General features: G+C 69.4%; 25 protein-coding genes. 16 read left to right on the forward strand and 9 right to left on the reverse strand.

The window, feature by feature from the left end; translation table 11 throughout:
- Positions 1–214: 214 nt before the first annotated feature.
- Positions 215–928, reverse strand: coding sequence for a hypothetical protein (locus ACNYC2_RS06785; protein WP_419706293.1), 714 nt, complete (start codon positions 926–928; stop codon positions 215–217).
- Between the two features lie 307 nt (positions 929–1235).
- On the opposite strand from ACNYC2_RS06785, the gene ACNYC2_RS06790 reads away from it, so the two are divergent.
- Entirely contained in the window at positions 1236–2549 is a 1314-nt protein-coding gene (locus ACNYC2_RS06790) for an endo-1,4-beta-xylanase (RefSeq protein WP_419706294.1), read from the forward strand.
- A gap of 256 nt (positions 2550–2805) precedes the next feature.
- Entirely contained in the window at positions 2806–3282 is a 477-nt protein-coding gene (locus tag ACNYC2_RS06795) for a hypothetical protein (RefSeq protein ID WP_419706295.1), read from the forward strand.
- Between the two features lie 261 nt (positions 3283–3543).
- Here the strand turns inward: ACNYC2_RS06795 and ACNYC2_RS06800 are convergent, their stop codons facing one another.
- The gene (locus ACNYC2_RS06800; protein WP_419706296.1) at positions 3544–4488 is read right to left on the reverse strand and encodes a phosphotransferase family protein; all 945 of its coding nucleotides are present in this window, start codon (positions 4486–4488) and stop codon (positions 3544–3546) included.
- 186 nt (positions 4489–4674) lie between these two features.
- On the opposite strand from ACNYC2_RS06800, the gene ACNYC2_RS06805 reads away from it, so the two are divergent.
- A complete protein-coding gene (locus ACNYC2_RS06805) occupies positions 4675–5013 on the forward strand; it encodes a hypothetical protein (protein WP_419706297.1) in 339 nt (112 codons plus the stop codon).
- Positions 5014–5162: 149 nt separating this feature from the next.
- Here the strand turns inward: ACNYC2_RS06805 and ACNYC2_RS06810 are convergent, their stop codons facing one another.
- Entirely contained in the window at positions 5163–5903 is a 741-nt protein-coding gene (locus ACNYC2_RS06810) for an SDR family NAD(P)-dependent oxidoreductase (RefSeq protein WP_419706298.1), read from the reverse strand.
- A 101-nt stretch (positions 5904–6004) separates the two neighbouring features.
- Between ACNYC2_RS06810 and ACNYC2_RS06815 the strand changes: the two genes are divergently transcribed.
- The gene (locus tag ACNYC2_RS06815; protein ID WP_419706299.1) at positions 6005–6841 is read left to right on the forward strand and encodes a helix-turn-helix domain-containing protein; all 837 of its coding nucleotides are present in this window, start codon (positions 6005–6007) and stop codon (positions 6839–6841) included.
- 28 nt (positions 6842–6869) lie between these two features.
- Here the strand turns inward: ACNYC2_RS06815 and ACNYC2_RS06820 are convergent, their stop codons facing one another.
- Complete coding sequence (locus tag ACNYC2_RS06820) at positions 6870–7256, reverse strand: hypothetical protein (protein ID WP_419706300.1); 387 nt, start codon at positions 7254–7256, stop codon at positions 6870–6872.
- A 370-nt stretch (positions 7257–7626) separates the two neighbouring features.
- Here ACNYC2_RS06820 and ACNYC2_RS06825 point away from each other — a divergent pair, with 370 nt between their 5' ends.
- From ACNYC2_RS06825 to ACNYC2_RS06855, 7 genes are all read left to right on the forward strand, one after another.
- On the forward strand, positions 7627–8397 hold the full coding sequence (locus tag ACNYC2_RS06825) for a ThuA domain-containing protein (RefSeq protein WP_419706301.1): 771 nt from the start codon (positions 7627–7629) through the stop codon (positions 8395–8397).
- Positions 8394–9497 carry a Gfo/Idh/MocA family protein gene (locus ACNYC2_RS06830; protein ID WP_419706302.1) on the forward strand — a complete coding sequence of 368 codons (1104 nt, stop codon included), beginning with the start codon at positions 8394–8396 and terminating at the stop codon, positions 9495–9497. Before ACNYC2_RS06825 ends, ACNYC2_RS06830 begins: the two co-directional genes overlap by 4 nt.
- Positions 9498–9808: 311 nt before the next feature.
- A complete protein-coding gene (locus ACNYC2_RS06835) occupies positions 9809–10975 on the forward strand; it encodes an acyl-CoA dehydrogenase family protein (protein ID WP_419706303.1) in 1167 nt (388 codons plus the stop codon).
- 42 nt (positions 10976–11017) lie between these two features.
- Positions 11018–11797, forward strand: coding sequence for an electron transfer flavoprotein subunit beta/FixA family protein (locus ACNYC2_RS06840; RefSeq protein ID WP_419706304.1), 780 nt, complete (start codon positions 11018–11020; stop codon positions 11795–11797).
- A gap of 14 nt (positions 11798–11811) precedes the next feature.
- Positions 11812–12774, forward strand: a complete 963-nt coding sequence (locus ACNYC2_RS06845) for an electron transfer flavoprotein subunit alpha/FixB family protein (protein ID WP_419706305.1) — start codon at positions 11812–11814, stop codon at positions 12772–12774.
- Positions 12775–12779: 5 nt separating this feature from the next.
- Positions 12780–14417 carry a cytochrome b/b6 domain-containing protein gene (locus ACNYC2_RS06850; protein ID WP_419706306.1) on the forward strand — a complete coding sequence of 546 codons (1638 nt, stop codon included), beginning with the start codon at positions 12780–12782 and terminating at the stop codon, positions 14415–14417.
- A 112-nt stretch (positions 14418–14529) separates the two neighbouring features.
- A complete protein-coding gene (locus tag ACNYC2_RS06855; RefSeq protein WP_419706307.1) occupies positions 14530–15099 on the forward strand; it encodes a dihydrofolate reductase family protein in 570 nt (189 codons plus the stop codon).
- A 57-nt stretch (positions 15100–15156) separates the two neighbouring features.
- Here ACNYC2_RS06855 and ACNYC2_RS06860 read toward each other — a convergent pair whose 3' ends face one another.
- Positions 15157–15822, reverse strand: coding sequence for an SDR family NAD(P)-dependent oxidoreductase (locus ACNYC2_RS06860; RefSeq protein WP_419706308.1), 666 nt, complete (start codon positions 15820–15822; stop codon positions 15157–15159).
- 150 nt (positions 15823–15972) lie between these two features.
- Between ACNYC2_RS06860 and ACNYC2_RS06865 the strand changes: the two genes are divergently transcribed.
- The 4 genes from ACNYC2_RS06865 (at position 15973) to ACNYC2_RS06880 (ending at position 17587) form a co-directional block, all read left to right on the forward strand.
- A complete protein-coding gene (locus tag ACNYC2_RS06865; RefSeq protein WP_419706309.1) occupies positions 15973–16383 on the forward strand; it encodes a winged helix-turn-helix transcriptional regulator in 411 nt (136 codons plus the stop codon).
- Positions 16384–16451: 68 nt separating this feature from the next.
- A complete protein-coding gene (locus tag ACNYC2_RS06870; RefSeq protein WP_419706310.1) occupies positions 16452–16784 on the forward strand; it encodes a hypothetical protein in 333 nt (110 codons plus the stop codon).
- Between the two features lie 4 nt (positions 16785–16788).
- Positions 16789–16986 (forward strand): hypothetical protein, encoded by a 198-nt coding sequence (locus ACNYC2_RS06875; RefSeq protein ID WP_419706311.1) that lies wholly within the window; start codon positions 16789–16791, stop codon positions 16984–16986.
- 25 nt (positions 16987–17011) lie between these two features.
- Positions 17012–17587 carry a pyridoxamine 5'-phosphate oxidase family protein gene (locus tag ACNYC2_RS06880; RefSeq protein ID WP_419706312.1) on the forward strand — a complete coding sequence of 192 codons (576 nt, stop codon included), beginning with the start codon at positions 17012–17014 and terminating at the stop codon, positions 17585–17587.
- Between the two features lie 93 nt (positions 17588–17680).
- On the opposite strand, the gene ACNYC2_RS06885 is transcribed toward ACNYC2_RS06880, so the two are convergent.
- The 3 genes from ACNYC2_RS06885 to ACNYC2_RS06895 all read right to left on the reverse strand — a co-directional run bounded on the left by ACNYC2_RS06885 (position 17681) and on the right by ACNYC2_RS06895 (position 19817).
- Entirely contained in the window at positions 17681–18121 is a 441-nt protein-coding gene (locus tag ACNYC2_RS06885; protein WP_419706313.1) for a roadblock/LC7 domain-containing protein, read from the reverse strand.
- 304 nt (positions 18122–18425) lie between these two features.
- Positions 18426–18995, reverse strand: coding sequence for a TetR/AcrR family transcriptional regulator (locus ACNYC2_RS06890; protein ID WP_419706314.1), 570 nt, complete (start codon positions 18993–18995; stop codon positions 18426–18428).
- A 51-nt stretch (positions 18996–19046) separates the two neighbouring features.
- Positions 19047–19817, reverse strand: a complete 771-nt coding sequence (locus tag ACNYC2_RS06895) for a C40 family peptidase (protein ID WP_419706315.1) — start codon at positions 19815–19817, stop codon at positions 19047–19049.
- Between the two features lie 233 nt (positions 19818–20050).
- On the opposite strand from ACNYC2_RS06895, the gene ACNYC2_RS06900 reads away from it, so the two are divergent.
- Complete coding sequence (locus ACNYC2_RS06900) at positions 20051–20713, forward strand: histidine phosphatase family protein (protein WP_419706316.1); 663 nt, start codon at positions 20051–20053, stop codon at positions 20711–20713.
- 9 nt (positions 20714–20722) lie between these two features.
- On the opposite strand, the gene ACNYC2_RS06905 is transcribed toward ACNYC2_RS06900, so the two are convergent.
- Positions 20723–21481 (reverse strand): MerR family transcriptional regulator, encoded by a 759-nt coding sequence (locus ACNYC2_RS06905; protein WP_419706317.1) that lies wholly within the window; start codon positions 21479–21481, stop codon positions 20723–20725.
- Positions 21482–21567 lie beyond the last annotated feature (86 nt).

The following is a 21567-nucleotide window of genomic DNA, read 5'->3' on the forward strand; positions in this document are numbered from 1 at the left end:
CCGCTTTTAACGCTTTGACCTGCGTCGGAGCGGTGGCCGGAGAAGCCCGAGCAGTCACATTGTGCGAGGCCGTCCGGAGGGGAGCCTCGCGCAGCGAGCCGGATAACCATCAACGGCCCGAAATGGTCTCGCCGGTACAACCGGGTCCATTCGACGCTCGGGCGTTCCACCCACCAGTGACGTCTGGAGTTCCCAGCATTCCCGGCCAGCGGCCTCAGCCGGAGCCTGCACTCATCCCGCAAGACCACCAGCCGTCGTCCAGCCGGGTCGGGGCGGTGCAGGCCATGCCATGCATGTTTACGTCGGGTCTGCGGTGGGGTGAGTAGATGTAGCCGCCCGCATCGTCGACCAGCCGTGCCCACTGCGGAACGAAGATGGTTACCGCACCAGGGCCTTCGGACTCGCGGTACACGTCGACGGAGCCGGTCACGGAGACGAAGTCCAGGGTCCGGGGAAGCTCGGCATATGACCCGTCGAGATCGCCCTGCACTGCGCGTTCGACGACGTGGTCGAGCGCGGGGCGCAGCGTGTCAAAGTCATGCCGCGCGCCGCCATGCGTCAGACCGGCGCTTCCCGGGACCGCCCATGACGTTACGAACACCGCACCGAGCACGACGACGCCCACCGGGAGCCTGTGCGCCGCCCGGCGTCTCACGATGCCGAGTATGACCGCCGAGACGATGACGAAGCCGACGGTCCATGCGAGACCTCGCCCGATCGCGGCGCCGAGGTTCTCACCGAGGACACCGTTGAACCCGCCGTGTTCCAGAACCTGCCACAGTCCCATCGGCAAGGCCCCGAGCTTGTACGCCGTCCAGGCGGAGACCTGGGATGCCCCGATGAGCAGGAGTACGACGCCAACCGGCACCAGGACGATTCTCGTCCAGCCGCCTGAAACCCGTGGAGGAGGGCTTTGAGCGGCTGTCATGCCGGGATGCTACTGGCACCACCGGAACACCGCTTGTACCGAGCGAGAGCGGACTGACCCAAGAACGTCGGAACGCGGCGCTCCGGCTCAGATCATCCTGTGGGCCTACTAATCGTTTAACTCCTTGCTCGGGGGCCGGCTCGCGAAGTTATGTGATGTCACACGACCGGAGTCTCTGTTCGGTACCCCACCTGTCGAAGACGCCAGGTGCCGTAGAAGAGGAGTTGCGATGAGGACTACATCAAGACCTGGCCGTCGCGCCTTGCTGGGCGCGGCCTTGTGCGTCGCATCGGTGTTCGCCGGTTTGATGGCTGCCGCGCCGGCGCAGGCCGCGGAGAGCACGTTGGGCGCCGCGGCTGCGCAGAGCGGGCGGTACTTCGGTGCGGCGGTGCCGGCTGGGCGGTTGAGCGAGTCGGCGTACACCACGATCTTGAACCGTGAGTTCAACATGATCACGGCCGAGAACGAGATGAAGATGGACGCGACCGAGCCGTCGCAGAACCAGTTCAACTTCTCACGCGGCGACCAGATCGCGAACTGGGCGATCCAGAACGGCAAGCAGGTGCGCGGCCACACTCTCGCGTGGCACGCCCAGCAGCCGGGCTGGATGCAGGGCATGGAGGGCAGTGCGCTGCGCAACGCGCTGCTCAACCACATCACGCAGGTCGCCACCCACTACCGCGGCAAGATCCACTCGTGGGACGTCGTCAACGAGGCGTTCGCCGACGGCGGTTCGGGTGGCCGGCGGGACTCGAACCTCCAGCGCACGGGGAACGACTGGATCGAGGCGGCGTTCAGGGCCGCGCGGGCGGCCGACCCGGGCGCCAAGCTCTGCTACAACGACTACAACACCGACGGGATCAACGCGAAGTCGACCGGCATCTACAACATGGTCAGGGACTTCAAGGCCCGTGGGGTGCCGATCGATTGCGTCGGTTTCCAGTCGCACCTGGGGACCTCGCTCTCCAGCGACTACCAGGCCAACCTGCAGCGGTTCGCGGACCTGGGTGTCGACGTGCAGATCACCGAGCTGGACGTAGAGCAGGGCAACAACCAGGCCAACATCTACGCGGCGGTGACCCGGGCGTGCCTGGCGGTCTCACGGTGCAACGGCATCACGGTGTGGGGTGTGCGCGACGACACCTCCTGGCGCACGGACAACCCGCTGCTGTTCGACCGCTCGGGAAACAAGAAGCCCGCCTACTATGCCGTCCTCGACACGCTCAACGGCGTCTCCTCGGGCAGCACGTTCCGGCTGCGGAGCGAGTCCGCGGGCCGGTGTCTCGACGTGCCGAACGGCACCACCACCAACGGCACGGGCTTGCAGATCTGGGACTGCTACAACGGCTCCAACCAGCAGATCACCCAGAACGGCCAGACGCTGCGGCTGCTGGGCAAGTGCCTGGACGTCCCTGCCGACGCCGCGAACGGCACCCGGGTCCGGCTGTGGGACTGCAACGGGGCCAACAACCAGCAGTGGACGTCCAGCGGCAGCTCGATCAGCAGCGTTCGGTTCCCGTCGCTGTGCCTCGACGTGAACGGCGCGGCCACGGCGAACGGCACGGCCGTGATCCTGTGGTCGTGCCACTCCAACGCGAACCAGCGGTGGAGTCGGGTCTGACCGGCAGTCGCTGAGTCGCGGGGGCTGGTTGGACGGGCACAACCACGCCGTCGCGCTTCCCCAGCGGCACTTACCCGGCATACAGACCGGCTCGTCCGCCTTTAACGCTCTGACCTCCGCTAGAGCAGCGGCCAGAAGTGCCTGGTGCATGTGAGTACACATGACTGTGTACCGGGATCCTCCCAGGCAGTCGGTGGGACCTCCCGCCTGTCCAGGCGTGCTCGGCGTGTCAGTGAGGGCTGGCAAGATGCCGGCCATGCCGGTTCCCGATCTGATCCCCATTTCCCACGAGCCCGGCTACCGGACTCCCACCATCGGCCGGTACGACGGCGGGCTGTTCTTCGCGTCGCTCACCTACGCATTCCGCGACGGGTACAACGCTACGTGGGGCGATTGGCAGGATCACAAGCTCGCATTCGCTGTGCTGCACCGGTTCGACGACGACGGGTGCTACGTCGATTCCGAAATTCTTACCGGTCGTACTGTCCGCGAGGAGCAGGACGGTGTCACCGTCGCACCGGGCCTGGAGGAATGGCTTGCGGATCGGCTCGACGCGCTTCCGGGGCGCGAGTTCGGCAACATCGCGATCCGTCCGTTTCAGACCACGCACGACGGGGTCTTGTTCGGTCTGGTCCTGGAGTGTCACGGCGAGGGCACAGATCCTGACTGGGTCGAGCTCTATCCGAATCAGCTCGGCTTCCATGAGCCCTGGGACGGCCGCTACGACACCTGAGCCTGCCGGGCTCGGACTGGCGTGCACCAGCAAGACTTGGTGTGATCGGCGCACTGATCGCCATCCGCCGCTGGCGCGTAATTGCCGGGCCTACCCGAGGCTTGGGGCGCCCCGTGCGATGACGAAGCGCCCCCGGACTCGGCCCGGCTCGAACGGGCTGCCACCCTCTCCGATCGGACGCGGTCATCCGGTAGCCAGCGCGCCTTGGGCGAGGATCAGGACGAGCCTACTGGTGAGGTTGGCGGCGGATTCGCCACGCGACTAGCGCAGCGCGTCCAGCTCGTCGAGGGCACGATGGCCGCGCTCGACCACCCCTGGAACGACGTCGTGGCGCCCATGACGGACGGGGATCTCGAGCATGTGGAGGATGTGCGCCGCGGTGAGCACCGCCGCCCCGTCCCAGCCGACCAGGTCGAGGATTCTCGTCCATAGCCGCCGGCGGACATCGTCCAGCAGCGGGTCCGTGAAGGAGTACCACAAGAGGGTAGTGAGATCGATCGCGCGCGTGCCGCTACCTGCGTTCCCGATATCCACGACCGCCACCACCGCTCCGTCACGGACCAGGATGTTGCCAGGGGTCGCGAGATCGGCATGGACCATGTCAGGTGCGTCTCGTGGCGGCGGGACGCCGGCACACGCGAGGCGCAGGCGCTCGACCAGGGCCGACACCTCGGAGGAGTGCTCCGAGAGCCTGGACATGGACTGGCGGAGCTGCGAATGCTCGGGCGCCTCGTCGAGAACCTGCCCGGCGACAGCCGAATCCCGGCCTGCGGCGACCCGCCAGACGTACGACCAGTGGTCGTAGGGCTCGGAGGCCTGGCCGGCCTGGAGCTCGATGATCTCCATCAGCTGCTCGATGAGGGACGGGATCAGCTCTGACGCGGGAGCCGCATCGACGAAGTCCATCAGGTGCCATACATGCGTGGCGGTGGCACCTACTGCGAGCCAGGCGGGCGTGGGATAGCCACGCCTGCGCATGTGCTCGACCACTCTCTGGGCGCGCAACGTCTCGTCCAGGTGGTCGGGATGTGCGAGGGGTTCTGCTTTGAGAACTGCATCTGCGCTTCCGGCCAGTTGGACGCGCACGGCACCCCCATTGACGCCTCCGATGAGGCGACTGAGAAGAGTGACCTCTGCCCCGATCGCACTGGCCACGTCGCTCAAGACCTCGGCCGGTATCTCTTCGGGATGGGTGCTCTGGTTCATCGGCTTGTGGCCGCAACGGCGGGAGCGCAGCACATGTTCAACACCCTAGGGTCGAACGCAGCCTTGGCGCGGGCTGAGATGACACAGGAGTGCTGGCTGGGCTGGGAGTATGCGACGGTGAAGGAACCGAAGCCACACCCAGATTCATCGGTGCCAGTGGCATGGACGCACGCGGACGCATGGGTCATGACCGCCGTCGCCGGCGCAGCGGAGCCCACGCTGAGTGACGTCATCGCATACGGCGACGCCTGCAACCACGCCATCTTTACCGACGAGGAACTTGCCATCGGCGTTGGGCGGCTGGTCGCCTCCGGCCTGATGGAACCTGCCGCGTCCGATCGACTCACGCTGACGCCCGCGGGCGTCGAGCTTGCAGGCCGGCTACGGGGTGGCATGTTCGGGCAGGTGAGCTCGGCGTTGCGGCTCTTGAGTCGTGTGGAGCTGATGGAGGGGCGCTGGGAGGTCGAAGCCGGCAGCATCGCCGCTGCCGTCCGCGCATACCGAGACTGTGCCAGACGTCGCTGACCAGAGCGCGACCATCGGAACCACACGCAACACGCAGCCCGCAGGTGGTTCGCAAAAAGCCCGCACGAGCCCATTCGACTTCTACATGGCAACGGCCGGGAGCGTTGGAGTCCAACGCGCCCGGCCGCTGTCTGCATTGTGTCGTACGGCTACGCCCCGCCAGTCAACCCAACCACCTGACCGTTGACCGCGGTATTCGCAGCGGAGCCCAGCCAGACCACGGCGGTCGCCACCTCCGAAGCGTCCAGCAGCCGGCCGAGCGGAGACCGCTCCGCGTACATCTGCCCCACCTGGTCGACGATGTGGGTGTTCGTGGCCGTCCGGGTGAGCCCCAGCATCGCCACGTTGGACAGCAGGTCGCCGTCCTGCCCGAGCGAGAACGCGACCGACCGGCTGAAGCCGTGCAGCGCCGCCTTGGCCGCGCTGTAGTACTCGGCGCCGGCCACGCCGTCGGTCACGAGCGACGACGAGAGGTGCACGAGCCGCCCCCAGCCCGCAGCCCGCATCAGCGGCGTCACGGCACGTGTCAGCCGGATCGCGCCCTCGACGTTGCTGCGGACCAGCGCCGTCCACTCCTCGTCGGGCACGGTGTCGAACGGCACCATGTCTCCCCAGGCCACCGCGTTGTTGACGAGCACGTCTACCCGTCCGGTGGCCTCGACCGCGGCGGCGACGAGGGCCTCGGCCGCGCCCTGGTCCGCCTGGTCGTACTGCACGACGACGGCGCGGTCGCCGATCTCGTCCGCGACCTTCTGCGCTTCGTCGCGGGCGTTGCGGTAGGTGACCACCACGTTCGCGCCCTCCGCCGCGAAGGCGGTGGCGATCCGTCGCCCGACGCCGCCCGACGCGCCGGTCACGATGACTGTCCGATCCTGAAGTCCGATGTCCATGGCTCAACCGTGCGCGTACCGCCGTCGGTCAACCAGACCGGCCGGAGACTGGCCCTGAGCGGGCCACCCTCCGCGCATCTCACCCGTCTAGGCTCACGTACATGACCAGTGAGCTCGGAGCGCTCCTGCGCGCACATCGCGAGGCCCTCGCGCCGGAGGACGTGGGCCTGCCGCGCGGCATCCGACGTCGGACACCGGGCTTGCGCCGCTCCGAGCTGGCCACTCTGGCCGGGGTGAGCGTCGAGTACCTGACGCGCCTGGAGCAGGGCCGGGACAAGCATCCGTCCCCGGAGATCCTCGGCGCTCTGGCTGACGCGCTCCGCCTGCCCGCGCAGGACCGGTTCCTTTTGCTCCGCGCCAGCAAGGGAACCAACGGCGCCTGCACCACCGACCCGCCGGCCGACTCGGTCCGGCCGCCCGTCCGCGCGCTCCTTGACCGGTTGGAGCCGTCACCGGCAGTGCTGCTCAACCGCGTGGGCGACGTCCTGGCCGCGACGAGCACGTACCGCCGTCTGCTCGAACCGTTCGGCCTGTTCGACGACGGTCACCCGAACCTGCTCCGGTTCGTCCTCACCGAGCCCCTCGCTCGCGAGGCGTTCCCGGACTGGGCGAACGAAGCCGACCGGCAGGTCGCGGCGCTCCGGATGGAGTCGCTGCCCGGTGACCCGCACGTCGCCGAGCTCGCCGAGGCCATGGCCGTGCTGGCGGGAGCGGAGTTCACCGACCGGTATGCCGCGCCGCTGGTCCCGCGCTACCGCACCGGCACGGAACGGATGCGGCACCCGGTGGCCGGCGATCTCCGGCTGGACAGCGAGACCCTGGCGCTGCCCGACGCCGACGGTCAGCGCCTGATCGTGCTCCTGCCGGCGGACGAGGCGACGTCGGACGCGCTCGACGGGCTGGCCGGCCGGCGTCCCCGAGCGCTGCGCGCCGTCTGACCACTCAGCCTCCGGATCTGAAGACGAGTTACGGCCGCAGGATCGATCCGTCATCGCTGACCATCGCGACCGCCACTCCGTGCTTTGCAGCCAGCGCTGCGAAGGCGGCTCGCGCCACCCGTACCTGGCTCCAGGAGAACGCCACGTAGACCAGCGAGGTGCCGATGCAATAGTCCGACATCCGGCTCAAGAGCTCGGCGTCGTGATGCCAGGCCTCGTCCGTCGGCGCACCCGGACCGTTCATGGGCGGGAAGGTCTGGACTAGCTCGTTGTAGAAGGACCGGAGATTCGCCGTCGTCACTTCTGGGTCGTCGTATGAATGGTCCTCGGACCACTCGGACTGCACGTCCCACCACGCAGGGAAGTCAGCGTCGGAGACGGCTGCCGGGTCGAACGCGAGAATGTCGTAGCTCACGGGCGCACCGTAGCGACCTCACGCCCGTCTTGATCGTCCGGCGAGTGCTCTTCAAGGCTGCCCGCGGCTTGGGGCGCCCCGCGCGATGACGGGGCACCCCCGGGACTCGGCCCGGCTCGAACGGGCTGCCACCCTCTCCAATCGGACGCGGTCATCCGGAGCCAGCACGCCTTGGGCGAGGACCGCGAGACACCCTACGGGCACAGCGTCGACTCGACTCCGCGCTCCGCAGGGCCGTGACCGGCAATACCGCTGGTCTTGGCCTGTCGGTACTGCTTCGATGGGCATGCACCGCCGCCACGTCTGGCGGGCAGCCCAGGCGCGCCCTACGTGGTGCCGTGGGCCGGGTCCAGAAACTGGAGGAGCAGACATGCCGAACGCACCGATCCGGGTCCTCGTGTGGGGCGAGAACCGGCACGAGCAGGTCGAGCCGTCCGTCGCCGAGCGTTACCCGGACGGCATGCACGGCGCGATCGCCAAGGGCGTCGGCGAGTGGCTCGGGGACAAGGCCCGCATCGCCACGACCACCCTCGACGAGCCCGAGCACGGGCTGACCTCCGATGTGCTGGATCAGACCGACGTGCTCGTCTGGTGGGGACACGCTGCCCATGGCGACGTCGCCGACGAGGTGGTCGAGCGGGTCCACCGCCATGTCCTGGCCGGCATGGGCCTCGTCGTGCTCCACTCCGGACACTGGTCCAAGATCTTCGTAAAGCTCATGGGCACCACCTGCTCGCTGCGCTGGCGCAGCGAGCGCGACCGCGAGCTGGTGTGGACCGTGAACCCGCAGCACCCCATCGCCCGCGGTATCCCCAACCCGATCATCATTCCCGAGCAGGAGATGTACGGCGAGTACTTCGACGTGCCGACCCCCGACGAGCTGGTCTTCATCAGCGGCTTCAGTGGCGGCGAGGTCTTCCGCAGCGGCCTGACCTACCGCCGCGGCTTCGGCCGCATCTTCTACTTCAGCCCCGGCGACCAGGATTTTCCCGTCTACCACCACCGGGACGTGAACCACGTGATCGCCAACGGCATCGAATGGGCCCGGCCCGACCGCGAGCGCGAGACGCCGACGCTCCTGCGCTACGAGACCGACGACTTCTTCAACGGCCAGGGCTACCGAGGGGCGTTCGAGCGATGACCTTCCGGACCATCGAGACCGAAGGTCCCCTGCGCCTCGTCGTGGTCGGCGCGGGCGGCATGGGCCGGGCCTGGACCCGGGCGATCCAGGCGGACGCCGATACCGAGCTCGTGGGCATCGCCGATCTGTTCCCGGCAGCGGCCGAATCGGCCGCTGCGGAGACCGGCATCCAGGGTCTCGCGGTCGGGGCTGACGCCGTCGAGCTCGCTCGCCGTACCGGAGCGGACGCGATCCTCAATGCCACCGTCCCCGAAGCGCACCACCCGGTCACGACCGCCGCCCTGCTGGCCGGGATTCCGGTCCTGGGGGAGAAGCCGGTCGCCGCGAGCGTGGCCGAAGGGCTTTCGCTCGCGGCCGCGGCCGAGTACACCGGGCAGCTGTTCATGGTCAGCCAGTCCCGCCGCTATCACCGGTCGCTCTTCACCGTGAAGCGGCAGGTGGCGGCGCTCGGCGCCGTCGGCCTGGTCGCGGTCGAGTTCTTCAAGGCCCCGCACTTCGGCGGCTTCCGCGAGGAGATGGCGAGTCCTCTGCTGCTGGACATGGCGATCCACCAGTTCGACATGGCGCGGTTCCTGCTCGACGCCGACCCCGTCTCGGTCTCCTGCGAGGAGTACAACCCGCCGTGGAGCTGGTACGCCGGCGACGCGGCCGCCACCGCGGTCTTCGCCATGGAGGGCGGCGCCCGCTTCACCTTCAACGGCTCGTGGTGCAGCCCCGGCTTCGAGACCTCCTGGAACGGCGCTTGGCGGATCTCCGCCGAGCGCGGCACCGTGCTCTGGGACGGCGACGGCGAACCCGTCAGTGCCCCGGAGACGTCCGTCACGGACGCCGAGGACCCAGGGCACGAGATCGCGGGATCCCTGCGCGAGTTCGTCGCCGCCCTCCGCCTCGGCACCGAGCCGATGGGTCGCGTGCACGCCAACGTCATGAGTCTCGCCATGGTCGAGGCGGCGATCCAGAGCGCGGCCCAGGGACGCAGGGTCGCGATCGACGACGTGCTCGAACGGTCCTACGAGTCGGCGCTCGCGGCCGAGCGGAACGCCGAGGTTCTCGGGGTCCTGAAGTCCTGGCCGTCGGTACGGGACGCCTTGAGCCGGTAGGGCTGGTCAGGAGACGCCGTTTCAGCCTGTTGCCTTGGCTCGGACCTCCGCCCGGACACCGCCGTCGGCCGCTGGCGCTTGATCTGATACTGGGTCTCAGGCATACTCGCCAGTGCCCCGGTGGCGGCGCGACGCCGACGCATCATGCCCCTCGACGACGAGCAGGACGGGATCCGCTGTGCGAGCTGACGACACGACGACTGTCCTCACTGCGCGCCCCTGGGTAACGTCGAGGCCGACCGGCCGGAACACGGTATTTCCCCTCCATGCGCCGGGCACCACAGCCGCCCGGCCCAACGAAAGGCGAAGCCATGCAGCGTGACATCTATGACGAGGACCACGAGGCGTTCCGCGAGGTCGTGAAGGAGTTCGTCAAGCGCTACGTCACCCAGGAGAAGGCGCAGCAGTGGGACGCCGACGGTGAGGTCGACCGCGCGACCATGAAGGCGGCGGCGGAGCACGGCATCGTCGGGCTCTCCGTGCCGGAGGAGTTCGGCGGCGCCGGGATGCTGATGGACTACCGCTTCCGCAGCGTGGTCAACGAGGAGCTCATCGGCTGCGGCCACGGCTCGGCGCTCGCCGGGGCCGTGGGCATCCACGACGACCTCGCGGTGCCGTACATCGCCCACTTCGGCACCGACGCCCAGAAGGCGAAGTGGCTCCCGAAGATGGCAACGGCCGAGATCCTCGGCGCGCTCGCGATGACAGAGCCGGGTGCGGGCAGCGACCTGCGGGCCGCGCGGACCACCGCGAAGAAGGTCGACGGCGGCTACCTCGTCAACGGTGCCAAGACGTTCATCTCCAGCGGCAAGACGGCGGACATCGTGGTCACGTTCGTCAAGACCGGTGAGGGCAACCGCCCGGACGCCTTCAGCCTGATCATCCTCGAGGACGGCATGGCCGGGTTCGAGCACGGCAAGAAGCTGCACAAGATGGGCTTCCCCGGCCACGACACGGCCGAGCTGAGCTTCAGCGACGTCTTCGTGCCCGACGAGAACCTCATCGGTGGCGTCGAGGGCCGCGGGTTCGTGCACCTCATGATGAACCTGCCGCTGGAGCGCCTCTCGATCGGTGCCGTCGCCGCCGCGGTGGCCGAGGCCGGCGTGAAGTGGACGATCGACTACACGACGAGCCGCGAGGCGTTCGGCAAGCCGGTCATCGACTTCCAGAACACCCGGTTCCGGCTGGCCGAGATGGCCACCACGGTGGACGTCATGTGGGCCTACGTCGACCGCGCGATGAACCTATACCGGCAGGGCAAGCTCAGCGCCGACGAGGCCGCGAAGGTCAAGTTCTGGTGCACCGAGCGCGAGTGGGAGATCCTCGACCAGGGCGTCCAGCTGCACGGCGGGTACGGCTACATCCTGGAGTACCCGATCGCGCGGGCCTTCCTCGACGCCCGTGTCCACCGCATCTACGGCGGCACGAACGAGGTCATGCGCGAGATCGTCGCTCGCAGCATCACCGGCCGCAAGTAGTCTCTCCACGTCAGCCGTTCGAGGAAAGAGCAGAGTTCGCCCATGAGGATCGTCGTCCTGGTGAAAGTCGTGCCCGACACCAACGCTGAGCGCACGCTCAGCCTGGAGACGGGTCTCGCCGACCGTGCCACGGCAGCTCTCGTCGCCGACGAGATCGGTGAGCGCGCCCTGGAGGTCGCGCTCACCTACGCCGAGGCGCACGAGGGCACGGACGTGCACGTCCTGGCCGTCGGTCCCGAGGAGTCGACGACGTCGATCCGCAAGTGCCTCGCGATGGGTGCGGCGAGCGCGACGCACGTCGTCGACGGCGGGCTCGTCGGCGCGGACCTCGGGCTGACGGCCGAGGTCATCGCCGCGGCGCTCGGCCGGGTCGGGTACGACCTGGTGCTCGCCGGCAACCAGTCCACGGACGGCATGGGCGGGGTGCTGCCGGCGATGGTGGCCGAGCACCTGGGGCTGCCGAGCCTGACGAACCTCACAGCGGTGACGATCGGGGACGCCGAGGTCAGCGGCACGCGTGTGTCGGAGGATGCGGCGGTGGGTCTGAGCGCACCGCTGCCGGCCGTCGTGTCGGTGACCGAGGCGCTCCCCGACCCCCGGTTCCCGGGCTTCAAGGGGATCATGGCGGCGAAGAAGAAGCCGGTCGAGGTGCTCTCGCTCGCCGACCTCGGCATCGACGCGGACGACCTGAGCACGGCGCGCTCGATCATGCTCGCGATCGACGCCCGTCCTCCGCGAGGCGGGGGCGTGAAGATCACCGACGACGACGGCGACGCCGCCGTCCGACTGTCGGCCTTCCTGGCCGAGAACCACCTGATCTGAGAAGGGGGACGACGATGACTATCGCTGCTGACTCGATCCTGGTTCTGCTCGACACGACGCCCGACGGCGCGCTCGCGAAGTCCTCGGCCGCGCTGCTGGGTGCGGCCTCGACCGTCGGGACGCCGGTCGCGCTCGTCCTCGGCGACGACGCGGCCGCCAAGGCCGCGGCCGAGCTGGGCGCCGCCACCGTGCTGCGCGCCCCTGCGCCGGCCGACGGCCAGGTGGGCGTGGTCGACGCCCTGGTCGCCGCCGCGGCCCTGGCCCGGCCCGACGCCGTCCTGGCGTCCCACTCGGTCGACGGCCGGGAGGCCGCCGCCCGCTTCGCCGTGCGCGCCCGCTCGGGCCTGGTCATGGACGCGATCGAGGTGGCCCGTGACGACCAGGGCGTCATCGCCCGCAGCTCCGCCTACGGCGGGTCCTACACGGTGACCTCTACGGTGACGCACGGAGCGCCGGTCATCACGGTCCGTCAGGGTGCCGTCGAAGCGCGCGCCGAGGCGCGGCCGCTGGCCGAGATCATGCTGGAGGTGGCCGCGAGCGGTGTCGCCGCCGCGACGATCGGTTCGGTAGAGGTCGCCGAGAAGACTGCCGGGCGCCCCGACCTGCGCGGAGCTGCGAAGGTCGTCTCGGGCGGCTGGGGCCTGGGCTCGAAGGAGGACTTCGCCCTCGTCGAGCAGCTCGCCGACGCGCTCGGCGCCGCGGTCGGTGCGTCGCGCGCCGCGGTCGACGCCGGTTTCGTGCCGTCGTCGGCCCAGGTGGGCCAGACGGGCGTGCAGGTCGCGCCGCAGCTCTACATCGCCCTGGCGATCTCCGGCGCGATCCAGCACCTCGCCGGCATGCAGACCGCCAAGACCATCGTCGCGATCAACAAGGACGAGGACGCCCCGATCTTCGAGATCGCCGACTTCGGGATCGTGGGCGACGTGTTCACCGTCGTGCCGCAGCTCATCGCCGAGATCGAGAAGGCGAAGGCGTAACCACCGTGGCGACGTTCACCCAGGGTCTTCGTCAGGGGCTGCCGCGTCATCCGGGCGGACCGGGCTGGCCGCCGGCCGGCGCGGCGCCGGCTCCGGCAGTGGCTGAGGGCACCGCAGCGCCGGAGGCGGCTGAGCCCGCGCTCGCTGTGGCGGCTGCCGGGCCCGCGGCTGGTGCCGAGCACGCTTCGGCTCCGGCCGACGCCGTTGAGGTCACCGTGCGTCGTGGCCTGCCGCGTGTCGCCGGTGGCGAGCCCTGGCCGCCGGCTGCCGTCGTCCGGGTGGAGCGTTCTCCGGCCCTGGCGGTGACCCCGTCCGCTGACGTGCCTGCAGCGGCGGGCGAGACCGCCGTCGTGGATGAGGAGACGGTTACCGCGACCGCGGAGCCGCCCGCCGCTGCGGAGGTTCCCGTCGCCGTCGGTCCGGTTGGACCGGCTGCCGAAACCGTCACGGAGCAGGTGGCGCTGCGTCGCGGCCTGCCGCGTGTCGCCGGCGGCGAGCCCTGGCCTGCGGCGGAGACGGTCACGGTCCAGCGGCGAGTCCCCGTTGCTCCCGTAGTCACTACCGCGCCGGCGACGGTCGAGCCTTCCCCTGCCGAGCCGGCTGACGTCGAGCCGCCTGCCGCCGTCGAACCTGCTCCTGAGGCACCGGCCGCGCCTGTGAGCGCGACCGAGCCGGCCCGCCCGACCCCGCCCGTACGCCCGACCGCCCCCGCGCGACCCGCCGAGCCCGCGCGGGAGCCGCGCCGGATCGGCTCGCGCACCCTGGGCGAGTGGGCGCGGATCCTCGGGTGGGGGCTGGCCGGCGTCGTCGCCGCTGCGGGGATCATCGTGCTGGCCGCGCGCGGCGTGACCACGCTGCCGGGCGTGCCCGAGTTCCTGGAGCGCTACCCCGGGTCGTACGACCTGCCCGAGTCCGCCCCGGTCGGCTTCCCCGTCTGGGCGAACTGGATGCACTACCTCAACTTCTTCTTCATGGTGCTGATCGTCCGCACGGGTCTGCAGGTGCGGTACCAGAAGACCCCGCCCGCGTACTGGACGCCCGCCAAGGGCGGCAAGAAGATCAGCATCAACCTGTGGCTGCACACCGGCATCGACCTGCTGTGGCTGGCCAACGGGGCCGCGTTCGTGGTGCTCCTGTTCGTGACCGGCCACTGGATACGGATCGTGCCGACCTCGTGGGAGGTCTTCCCGAACGCTGCGTCGGCGATGCTGCAGTACCTCACGCTGGAGTGGCCCACCGAGCACGGCTGGGTGAACTACAACAGCCTGCAGCAGCTCATGTACTTCACGGTGGTGTTCGTCGCCGCCCCGCTGGCCGCGATCACCGGGCTGCGGATGAGCGAGTGGTGGCCCAAGAACGCGGAACGCCTGAACAGGATCTACCCGGCGCCGGTGGCCCGGGCGATCCACTTCCCGACGATGCTCTTCTTCGTGCTGTTCGTGATCGTGCACGTCACCCTGGTGTTCGCCACGGGAGCGCTGCGCAACCTGAACCACATGTTCGCGGCCCAGGACACGGTCAGCTGGGTGGGCTTCGCCTGGTTCGCAGGAGGGCTCGTCCTCGCGGTCGCGGCGGTCGTCGCGGCGAGACCGTTGGTGATCGCGCCGATCGCTTCCCTCGTCGGCAAGGTCAGCAGCCGCTGAGCGGTCGGCGCTGCCGAGGTGGACCGGGGCACCGATGAGTAGGGGCACCGGTAGTCGTCTGAGCTGAGTACGTTCCGCGAACGCGGACGCGCCTCAAGGGAGAACAGCAAAGATGAGACCACTCCGATACTCGATCAACGTCACGCTCGACGGCTGCTGCCATCACGAGGCAGGACTCCCTCCGGACGAGGAGTCGATGAGCTACTGGACCGCTGAGATGGAGCGGGCCGACGCCCTGCTCTTCGGCCGCGTGACGTACGAGATGATGGAGTCGGCGTGGCGGCGGCCGGCCACGGGCACGTGGCCTGACTGGATGGGTGAGCAGGAGATCCCGTTCGCCGAGGCCATCGACCAGGCGAAGAAGCACGTCGTGTCGAGCACGCTGAGCGAGGCCGACTGGAACGCGGAGCTGGTGCGAGGCGACCTGGGGCCAGCCGTTCAACGGCTCAAGGAGCAGCCGGGCGAGGGTCTGTGGGTGGGTGGCGTGACGCTGCCTCTGGCGTTGGCGGACCTGGGGCTGATCGACGAGTACGAGTTCGTCGTACAGCCGGTGATCGCCGGACACGGGCCGACATTGCTCGCCGGCCTGCGTGAGCGTATCCAGCTCGAGCTCGTGGACCGCCAGGAGTTCCGGTCGGGGGCGGTCGCCATGCGATACCGGCCGGCGCGAGCCACGGCTTGACGTGACCCGCGCCCTGGGCGCGGCTTTCTCCCCGCGAGGCACCGCTCCGCACCGTGACTACTCGTCGAGGGCGATGTAGTGCAGCTCGGGCTCGGTGCGGGTCTCGTAGAGCTTGGGGTAGACGGCTGCGATCGCGCTGGCCTCGGCGTCGGGGTTGCCGCCTCCGATCCAGGCGCTGATGCCGACGTGGGCCACGTAGATGCCGTGCCGGCTCAGCTCGTTGTGCAGGTTCAGGGTCCAGTTGCGCAGGCCCGCGGCGGCGATGTTGATGTCGGCCAGGAAGGGCACGGGGTTGATGGCGCCGGCCCCGTTGGTCACCAGGATCGTGCCGCTCCCGGCTTCGATCATGTCCGGGATGACCTGCTTGATCGCGTGGATCCCGCCGTGCAGGTAGAAGTCGAGCTGGGGCGCGAGAGTGGCGCGGTCGACGTCCAGGACGCTCGTCATGCCGAGGCCGCGGTCGGCGGGGGAGAACTCCAGGACGTCGACGCGTCCGAGGCGCTCCTTGATCTCGGCGAAGGCGCGGGTGATCGTGTCGGGCTGAGCGATGTCGGCGGGGAAGGCTGCGGCTTCGATGCCCTCGTCCCGCAGCTGGCTTGCGAGCGTGTCGAGCTTGGCGGCGTTGCGGGCGATCAGGGCGACGGTGAAGCCCTTGGCGCCGAAGGCGCGGGCGATCTCGATGCCCAGGCCGGGTCCGGCTCCGATGATGGCGATGACAGGCACGGGTGGTTCTCCTCAGCTTGGGGGAAGGTCGGACCACCTCACGGTGAATCCAGTACGCACTATTTGTGCGTAGCCCCATCATGAGTGAGGATCGGGAGGCCTACAAAAGGCACATGCGTGTGCGTAACCGGAGAGAAAGGCACGGTGCTCATGGATTCCGTCGCAGCCCAGGACGACGACACCGCGCTCCCGGGCCCCTGCTCCCGCTGGCCCGTCGAGAGCATCGACACCATCCGCCAGATCATGGCCAGGGCAGGCGACAAGTGGAGCACCCTCGTGGTCGCGACCCTGCAGGACGGTCCGCTGAGGTACACCGATCTGCAACGCGCCATCCCCGGCATCTCGCAGCGCATGCTGACGCTGACGCTGCGCCAGCTCCAGCGCGACGGCCTCATCACCCGGACCGCCTACGCCGAGGTCCCGCCCCGCGTCGAGTACGCCCTCACGGCGCTCGGGACCACGCTGCTCGACATCGTGCTGTCCCTCATCGACTGGGCAGGCACCCACCACCAGGACATTCACCAGAACCAGACCGCCTACGACGCCGCCCACGCCGACTGACCGGCTGATCCGCTGTTCACGCCCTACTTCCGTCGATTCCCGGACGGTTCGATGGCACGCTTCACCTCGTGAGCTACGAGACCAGCGACAACATGACCGGCACCACGAACGCCGCTTCCGACGAGCGGGAGGTCCACAGCTCGGCCAGTGCTCTCGCGCTGGGGCTCGGCCTGGCCTTCGGGGGAGTGGCTGTCGTGCTCCTGGGGGGTCTGTTCGTCGGATGGAACGGGTCGGTCGTGGCTCTGGCGTGGATCTTCGGCGGCATGGCGATCGTCGCCGGCGTCATCCAGTTCATCGTCGGGGTCTACCTGTGCGCCGACAACATCGACAGGGCGACGAAGATACTGGTCGACGGGCAGAGGGCCATTCCTGGTCATCCCGGCGGGCAGCAGTCACCATGAGCCCGTGCAGACCGTGCGGCGGTTCCTCGTCCTGGCCCCGGTGGCGGTCGTCGTCACCGCGGTGGCGTACCTGATCTACACGATGGCGGGGCCGGGTGCCCCCGTCGATCTGAGGCTCGTCGGCGCCGCGCTGCTGATAGGGCTCCTGGTCGGCGATCTGCGGAACCGGGCAGCACGGAACGCGGTCAGCCCCGCCGCCTAGCCGGTCGGTCTGGCAGCATGCGGGCATGAAACTCCACGAGCGTATCGACGGCCGGCTGCGTGAGTTCGTCGAGCGGCAGCCCATGTTCTTCGTCGCGACGGCGCCGCTCGCCGCGGACGGGCACGTCAACGTCTCGCCGCGCGGCGTGCCCGGCACCTTCGCCGTGCTCGACGAGCACACGTTCGCGTGGCTCGACGCCACCGGGAGCGGCAGCGAGACGGTGGCGCACCTTCGCGAGAACGGCCGGATCACGGTGATGTTCTGCGCGTTCGACGGCGCGCCGAACATCGTCCGGTTCCACGGGACCGGTCGCGTGGTGACCCGGTACGACGACGAGTACCCCGCCCTCGCCGGCGGGTTCACCGACATCCCCGGTGCCCGTGCGGTCATCGTGGTCGACGTCGAGCGGGTCTCCGACAGCTGTGGCTGGGGCGTGCCCCTCATGGCGTACGAGGGCGAGCGGGACCTGATGGGGCCCTACTTCGAGCGCAAGGGGGAGGCCGGGCAGCAGGAGTACCGGCGGCGCAAGAACCTCACGAGCATCGACGGCCTGCCGGCCTATGACGCCGACCCTGCCGTCGAGCCCGAGCCGGTCGCGTAACGCGACGAGGTGGACCTCGGCGACCCCCTGGACGCCGTCGGCCAGGGGGTGCGCCGTCAGACCGGTCAGCAGCGACCGGTCAGCACGAGACGGTCAGATACCGCGGGCCTGGCGGTCCGTCGGGAGGCTGCCCCGCATCTCCGAGATCAGCTGCGGCGTCAGGGTCGCCTCGGTGCGGGACACCAGAAGGGCCATCTCGTAGCCGACGAGGCCGATGTCGCACGTGGACTCTGCCACCACGCCGAGCACCGACCCGTTCGAGACGCTCATCAGGAACAGGAATCCCTTGTCCATCTCGATGATCGTCTGCCGGACGTTGCCGCCGTTGAGCTGACGGGAAGCCCCGCGCGTCAGGCTCGACATGCCCGAGACGATCGCTGCGAGCTGGTCACCGCTGGTGCGGTCGAGCTGGTCCGACATCGCCATGAGCAGGCCGTCCGCCGACACGACGAGCGTGTGCCGGCTGCCAGGGACGGTGCGCACGAAGTTGTCGAGCAGCCACCCGAAATTCGTTGCTTCGGTACTGAGGGTCACTCTTGTCTCTCCTACTGCGTCTGTCGTGCGCTCTCGCTGCTGGGTCGGGCGCTCGATGGTCGGCGTCCGAACCCTGCCACGTTGGTCTTGGAGTTGCGGAGCCTTCAACGGGCGCTCCGGCAGGGTTTCCAGCAAGTCTGTGACGCCACGGTACCCCTCGCCGCCGACTAGCCGGTACAAGGTCTTGCGATGTTCACCGAGTGCCGTCCGGGCACACGGTAAACCGATCGGTTTCCTTGCGCAAACATGAATGTCGCAAATGTGCCTGTCGGGCCCGGCGCGGCGAGGCGCAGGACCATGCCGGTCAGCGCATCCCCGCCGCGTCCAGCAGGGTGCGGACAGTGGGCAGCATGAGCCCTGTCAGATGATCGGCTCCGATCCCCGCACGTGCGCTCGCGCCGTCGAAGACGAGCATGAGCTGCCGCGCCAGCAGGTCCGGGTCCGGGGCCCCGCCCCCGGCGGCCTCGGCGTGGAAGAACTCCGCGAGCCTCTCCTTGACCTGGCGGGCGACCCGGCTGGCCGGGTGGCCCGGGTTCTTGAGCTCGATCTGGACGGCGAGATATCGGCAGCCACGGAACTCAGGCGCCCCCGCCTGGACCTCCATCTGCTCGAAGACGTGCAGGATCCGCTCACGGTGCCCACGGGCGTCGTCGGCCGCGGGCAGGAGCGACGCCGCATAGGCGGTGGCACCCCGTTCCAGGCTCGCTGCGAGCAGCTCGTCCTTGCTGTCGAAGAGCTGGTACATGGAGCGCTTCGACACGCCCGCCGTCCTGCACAGCGCCTCGATGCCGATGCCGACGCCCTGCTGGTACGAGAGGCCGGCCGCTGTCTCCAGCAGCCGCTCCCGAGGGCTGGGCCTCGCCTCTGTCGTCATGCCGGGAGTCTAGCCAGCAAGGACGAGCCGGAAACTGATCGGTCTACCGGGTCAGCCCACGCGGATGAAGACGGGCCCGGACTGCCAGATGCTCGTGTACCGGACGTTCTTGCCGGGTACCGGGGCCTCGATCTGCATTCCGTCGCCCGCGTAGATCGCGATGTGCCCGGGGGACCAGATCAGGTCGCCCGGCAGCGCCTCGCTGTAGGAGACGGCGGTCCCGGCGTAACGCTGCGCGGCCGACGTGCGCGGCAGGTCGATCCCGACCTGGGCGAAGACGTAGGACGTGAACCCGGAGCAGTCGAAGCCTGACGGGGTGGTACCGCCCCATACATACGGGACACCGATGTAGCGCATCGCGATGGACACGATCGACGCGCGGCGCTGCTCGGCCTCCTGCGCGGCGATCTCGGCGGCGCGCTCGGCCTGGTATGCCTCGTTCTCGGCGGCCGAGATGACGGTGACCGCCGACTTCTCGACCTTCAGCTCAGCGGTGGGGTTGACCGCGACGACGTTCGCGGCAGCCACGGTCTGGCGCGCCTGGGAGGCGAGAGCGTTGATGTCGGTCGTGTTGAGCTTGCCCTTCATCGCCGTACCGGTCAGCGACGTGCTGATCTCGGTGGACGGCGCGGCCTGGGCGGGCGGCGCGATCAGGGACAGCAGGACGCCGGAACCTGCCGCGGCGATCACTGCTCCACGACCGGTGATCACACCGGCCTGGCCGGTGGCGGCCTGGGCCACGGCGGTCAGGAGGGGGCGGTGTGCGGCGCGGTGACGACCACGACGGACCTGGGACGTGGCCGTGCTGGACTGGGGATCCATGAAAGCGGGGGCCTTTCAGATGGAAGGGGACCCGTGCGCGACCCGCGTGAGACCGCGCCGGGAACCGGCAAGCAGGGGACGAAGGCGACATGTCAGGCTCATAGCGAGCCCAAGAGTAACGGAACGGATACGAGGTTGACACCCCCCAACTTTCCCTGCCGTTGTCTCCTTGTTCCGCACCGCGTTCGGGACGGCGTCTCCGGCCGCCCGATGTCTCGGCGAGAATGCTCCCCATGAGACTTCTGCTCCTGCGGCACGGACAGACGCCCTCGAACGTGCACGGGCTCCTCGACACCGCACACCCCGGCCCTGGGCTGACGGCGCTCGGCGAGCGTCAGGCCGCCGCGGTGCCCCACGCGCTGCGCGACCGTCGGATCGACGCGATCGCCGTCTCGCCGCTGGTGCGGACGTCGCTCACCGCCGCCCCGCTGGCCCGCGCGCGGGAGCTGGAGCCGCTCGTCGTGGACGGCCTCCAGGAGATCGAGGCGGGCGAGCTGGAGATGGCCGGTACCCACCAGGCGCACCAGCGCTACCTCGGCACCGCCTTCGCCTGGGCACGTGGCGATCTCGGCCGCGTCATGCCGGGTGGCGCGGACGGCGCGGCGTTCCTGGCCCGCTACGACGCGGCGGTCGCGCAGGTCGCCGCGCGAGGTGGCGACAGCGCGGTGCTGGTCTCGCACGGTGCGGCGATCCGGGTGTGGGTGTCGGCGCGGGTGACCGGAGTGGACGTCGACCACGCCGAGCGGTCGGCGCTGGCCAACACCGGCCTGGTGGAGATCGAGGGCGACCCCGTCGGCGGCTGGCGGCTGATCAGCTGGAGCGCGGACCCCGTCGGTGGCCGTGGGCTCGACGCTCCGGCGGCCGACGACCCGACCGGGGAACCGGTCGAGGACTGAGCCGTCGGTTCACTCCTGGTCTGTCCGTTCGTCGTCGGGCCGTTCGTGAGTCCTGCCGTGGATGATCTCGTTCGCGCGGGCGAGCACGTCGAGCTGGGCAGGGTTGTAGAGCTCTCGCAGCGACTCCACCATGGTGTGCTCCAGCGTGGCCGCGTCCTTCGAGGAACGGGTGGCCGGGTCGTTGAGCCACGGATAGTCGGCCTGCTTCTGCTTGATGACCGGGGCGAAGTACTCCGCCAGCCGGATGCGCGTGGCTGTGTCCGCGTCCGGCGGAAGGTTGTCGAACTCCTCGTCCGCCTCCGCGCGTGGGTGCTCCTCCACGAGCCGCCGGATGTCGTCCATCGCCGACTCGTCGTAGATCTGCGAATAGATCATGACCAGCGACCGGTCCCTCTCCGAGAGGGTCCTCGCCACCGAGGTGAAGCCTGGCGGCAGGTCGACGGGTGCGTGGTGCCGCATGATCAGGGCGAGCTCGGCCCGCGCTCGCTGCATCCGCTCGATGGTCGCCGCGAGCTCGGCGTCGAGCACCCGGAAGGCCTCGACGGGGTTCTCGTCCGCACGGCCCATCGACTCGATCTGCGCGAGGGGCACGCCGAGCTCCCGGAGCCGTCGGATCTGCAGGAGCCGCACCAGGTGGGGAACGCCGTACTGCTTGTAGCCGTTCGACCTGCGCTCGGGCTGCTCGAGCAGGCCGGCCTCGTGGTAGTGCCGCACGGTGTTGACCGTCGTGCCCGCGAGGTCCGCGATCTGCCGGGTGCTCCACGCCACGATTCGCTCCGCTCCTCAGGTCCGCTCCGCACGTCGGCCGGTACGCCGCCGCCGACATGCCCCAGTGGAAACTATGTCCCTGGAAC

Source organism: Promicromonospora sp. NFX87 (assembly GCF_048564965.1).
In the GTDB taxonomy this organism is placed as follows: domain Bacteria; phylum Actinomycetota; class Actinomycetes; order Actinomycetales; family Cellulomonadaceae; genus Promicromonospora.

What these genes read in the sequence shown, in the direction of transcription:
- ACNYC2_RS06785 (WP_419706293.1), bottom strand. Translation starts at nt 928, where the DNA reads ATGACAGCCGCTCAAAGCCCTCCTCCACGGGTTTCAGGCGGCTGGACG.
- ACNYC2_RS06790 (WP_419706294.1), top strand. Translation starts at nt 1,236, where the DNA reads ATGGCTGCCGCGCCGGCGCAGGCCGCGGAGAGCACGTTGGGCGCCGCG.
- ACNYC2_RS06795 (WP_419706295.1), top strand. Translation starts at nt 2,806, where the DNA reads ATGCCGGTTCCCGATCTGATCCCCATTTCCCACGAGCCCGGCTACCGG.
- ACNYC2_RS06800 (WP_419706296.1), bottom strand. Translation starts at nt 4,488, where the DNA reads ATGAACCAGAGCACCCATCCCGAAGAGATACCGGCCGAGGTCTTGAGC.
- ACNYC2_RS06805 (WP_419706297.1), top strand. Translation starts at nt 4,675, where the DNA reads ATGACCGCCGTCGCCGGCGCAGCGGAGCCCACGCTGAGTGACGTCATC.
- ACNYC2_RS06810 (WP_419706298.1), bottom strand. Translation starts at nt 5,903, where the DNA reads ATGGACATCGGACTTCAGGATCGGACAGTCATCGTGACCGGCGCGTCG.
- ACNYC2_RS06815 (WP_419706299.1), top strand. Translation starts at nt 6,005, where the DNA reads ATGACCAGTGAGCTCGGAGCGCTCCTGCGCGCACATCGCGAGGCCCTC.
- ACNYC2_RS06825 (WP_419706301.1), top strand. Translation starts at nt 7,627, where the DNA reads ATGCCGAACGCACCGATCCGGGTCCTCGTGTGGGGCGAGAACCGGCAC.
- ACNYC2_RS06830 (WP_419706302.1), top strand. Translation starts at nt 8,394, where the DNA reads ATGACCTTCCGGACCATCGAGACCGAAGGTCCCCTGCGCCTCGTCGTG.
- ACNYC2_RS06835 (WP_419706303.1), top strand. Translation starts at nt 9,809, where the DNA reads ATGCAGCGTGACATCTATGACGAGGACCACGAGGCGTTCCGCGAGGTC.
- ACNYC2_RS06840 (WP_419706304.1), top strand. Translation starts at nt 11,018, where the DNA reads ATGAGGATCGTCGTCCTGGTGAAAGTCGTGCCCGACACCAACGCTGAG.
- ACNYC2_RS06845 (WP_419706305.1), top strand. Translation starts at nt 11,812, where the DNA reads ATGACTATCGCTGCTGACTCGATCCTGGTTCTGCTCGACACGACGCCC.
- ACNYC2_RS06855 (WP_419706307.1), top strand. Translation starts at nt 14,530, where the DNA reads ATGAGACCACTCCGATACTCGATCAACGTCACGCTCGACGGCTGCTGC.
- ACNYC2_RS06865 (WP_419706309.1), top strand. Translation starts at nt 15,973, where the DNA reads ATGGATTCCGTCGCAGCCCAGGACGACGACACCGCGCTCCCGGGCCCC.
- ACNYC2_RS06880 (WP_419706312.1), top strand. Translation starts at nt 17,012, where the DNA reads ATGAAACTCCACGAGCGTATCGACGGCCGGCTGCGTGAGTTCGTCGAG.
- ACNYC2_RS06890 (WP_419706314.1), bottom strand. Translation starts at nt 18,995, where the DNA reads ATGACGACAGAGGCGAGGCCCAGCCCTCGGGAGCGGCTGCTGGAGACA.
- ACNYC2_RS06895 (WP_419706315.1), bottom strand. Translation starts at nt 19,817, where the DNA reads ATGGATCCCCAGTCCAGCACGGCCACGTCCCAGGTCCGTCGTGGTCGT.
- ACNYC2_RS06900 (WP_419706316.1), top strand. Translation starts at nt 20,051, where the DNA reads ATGAGACTTCTGCTCCTGCGGCACGGACAGACGCCCTCGAACGTGCAC.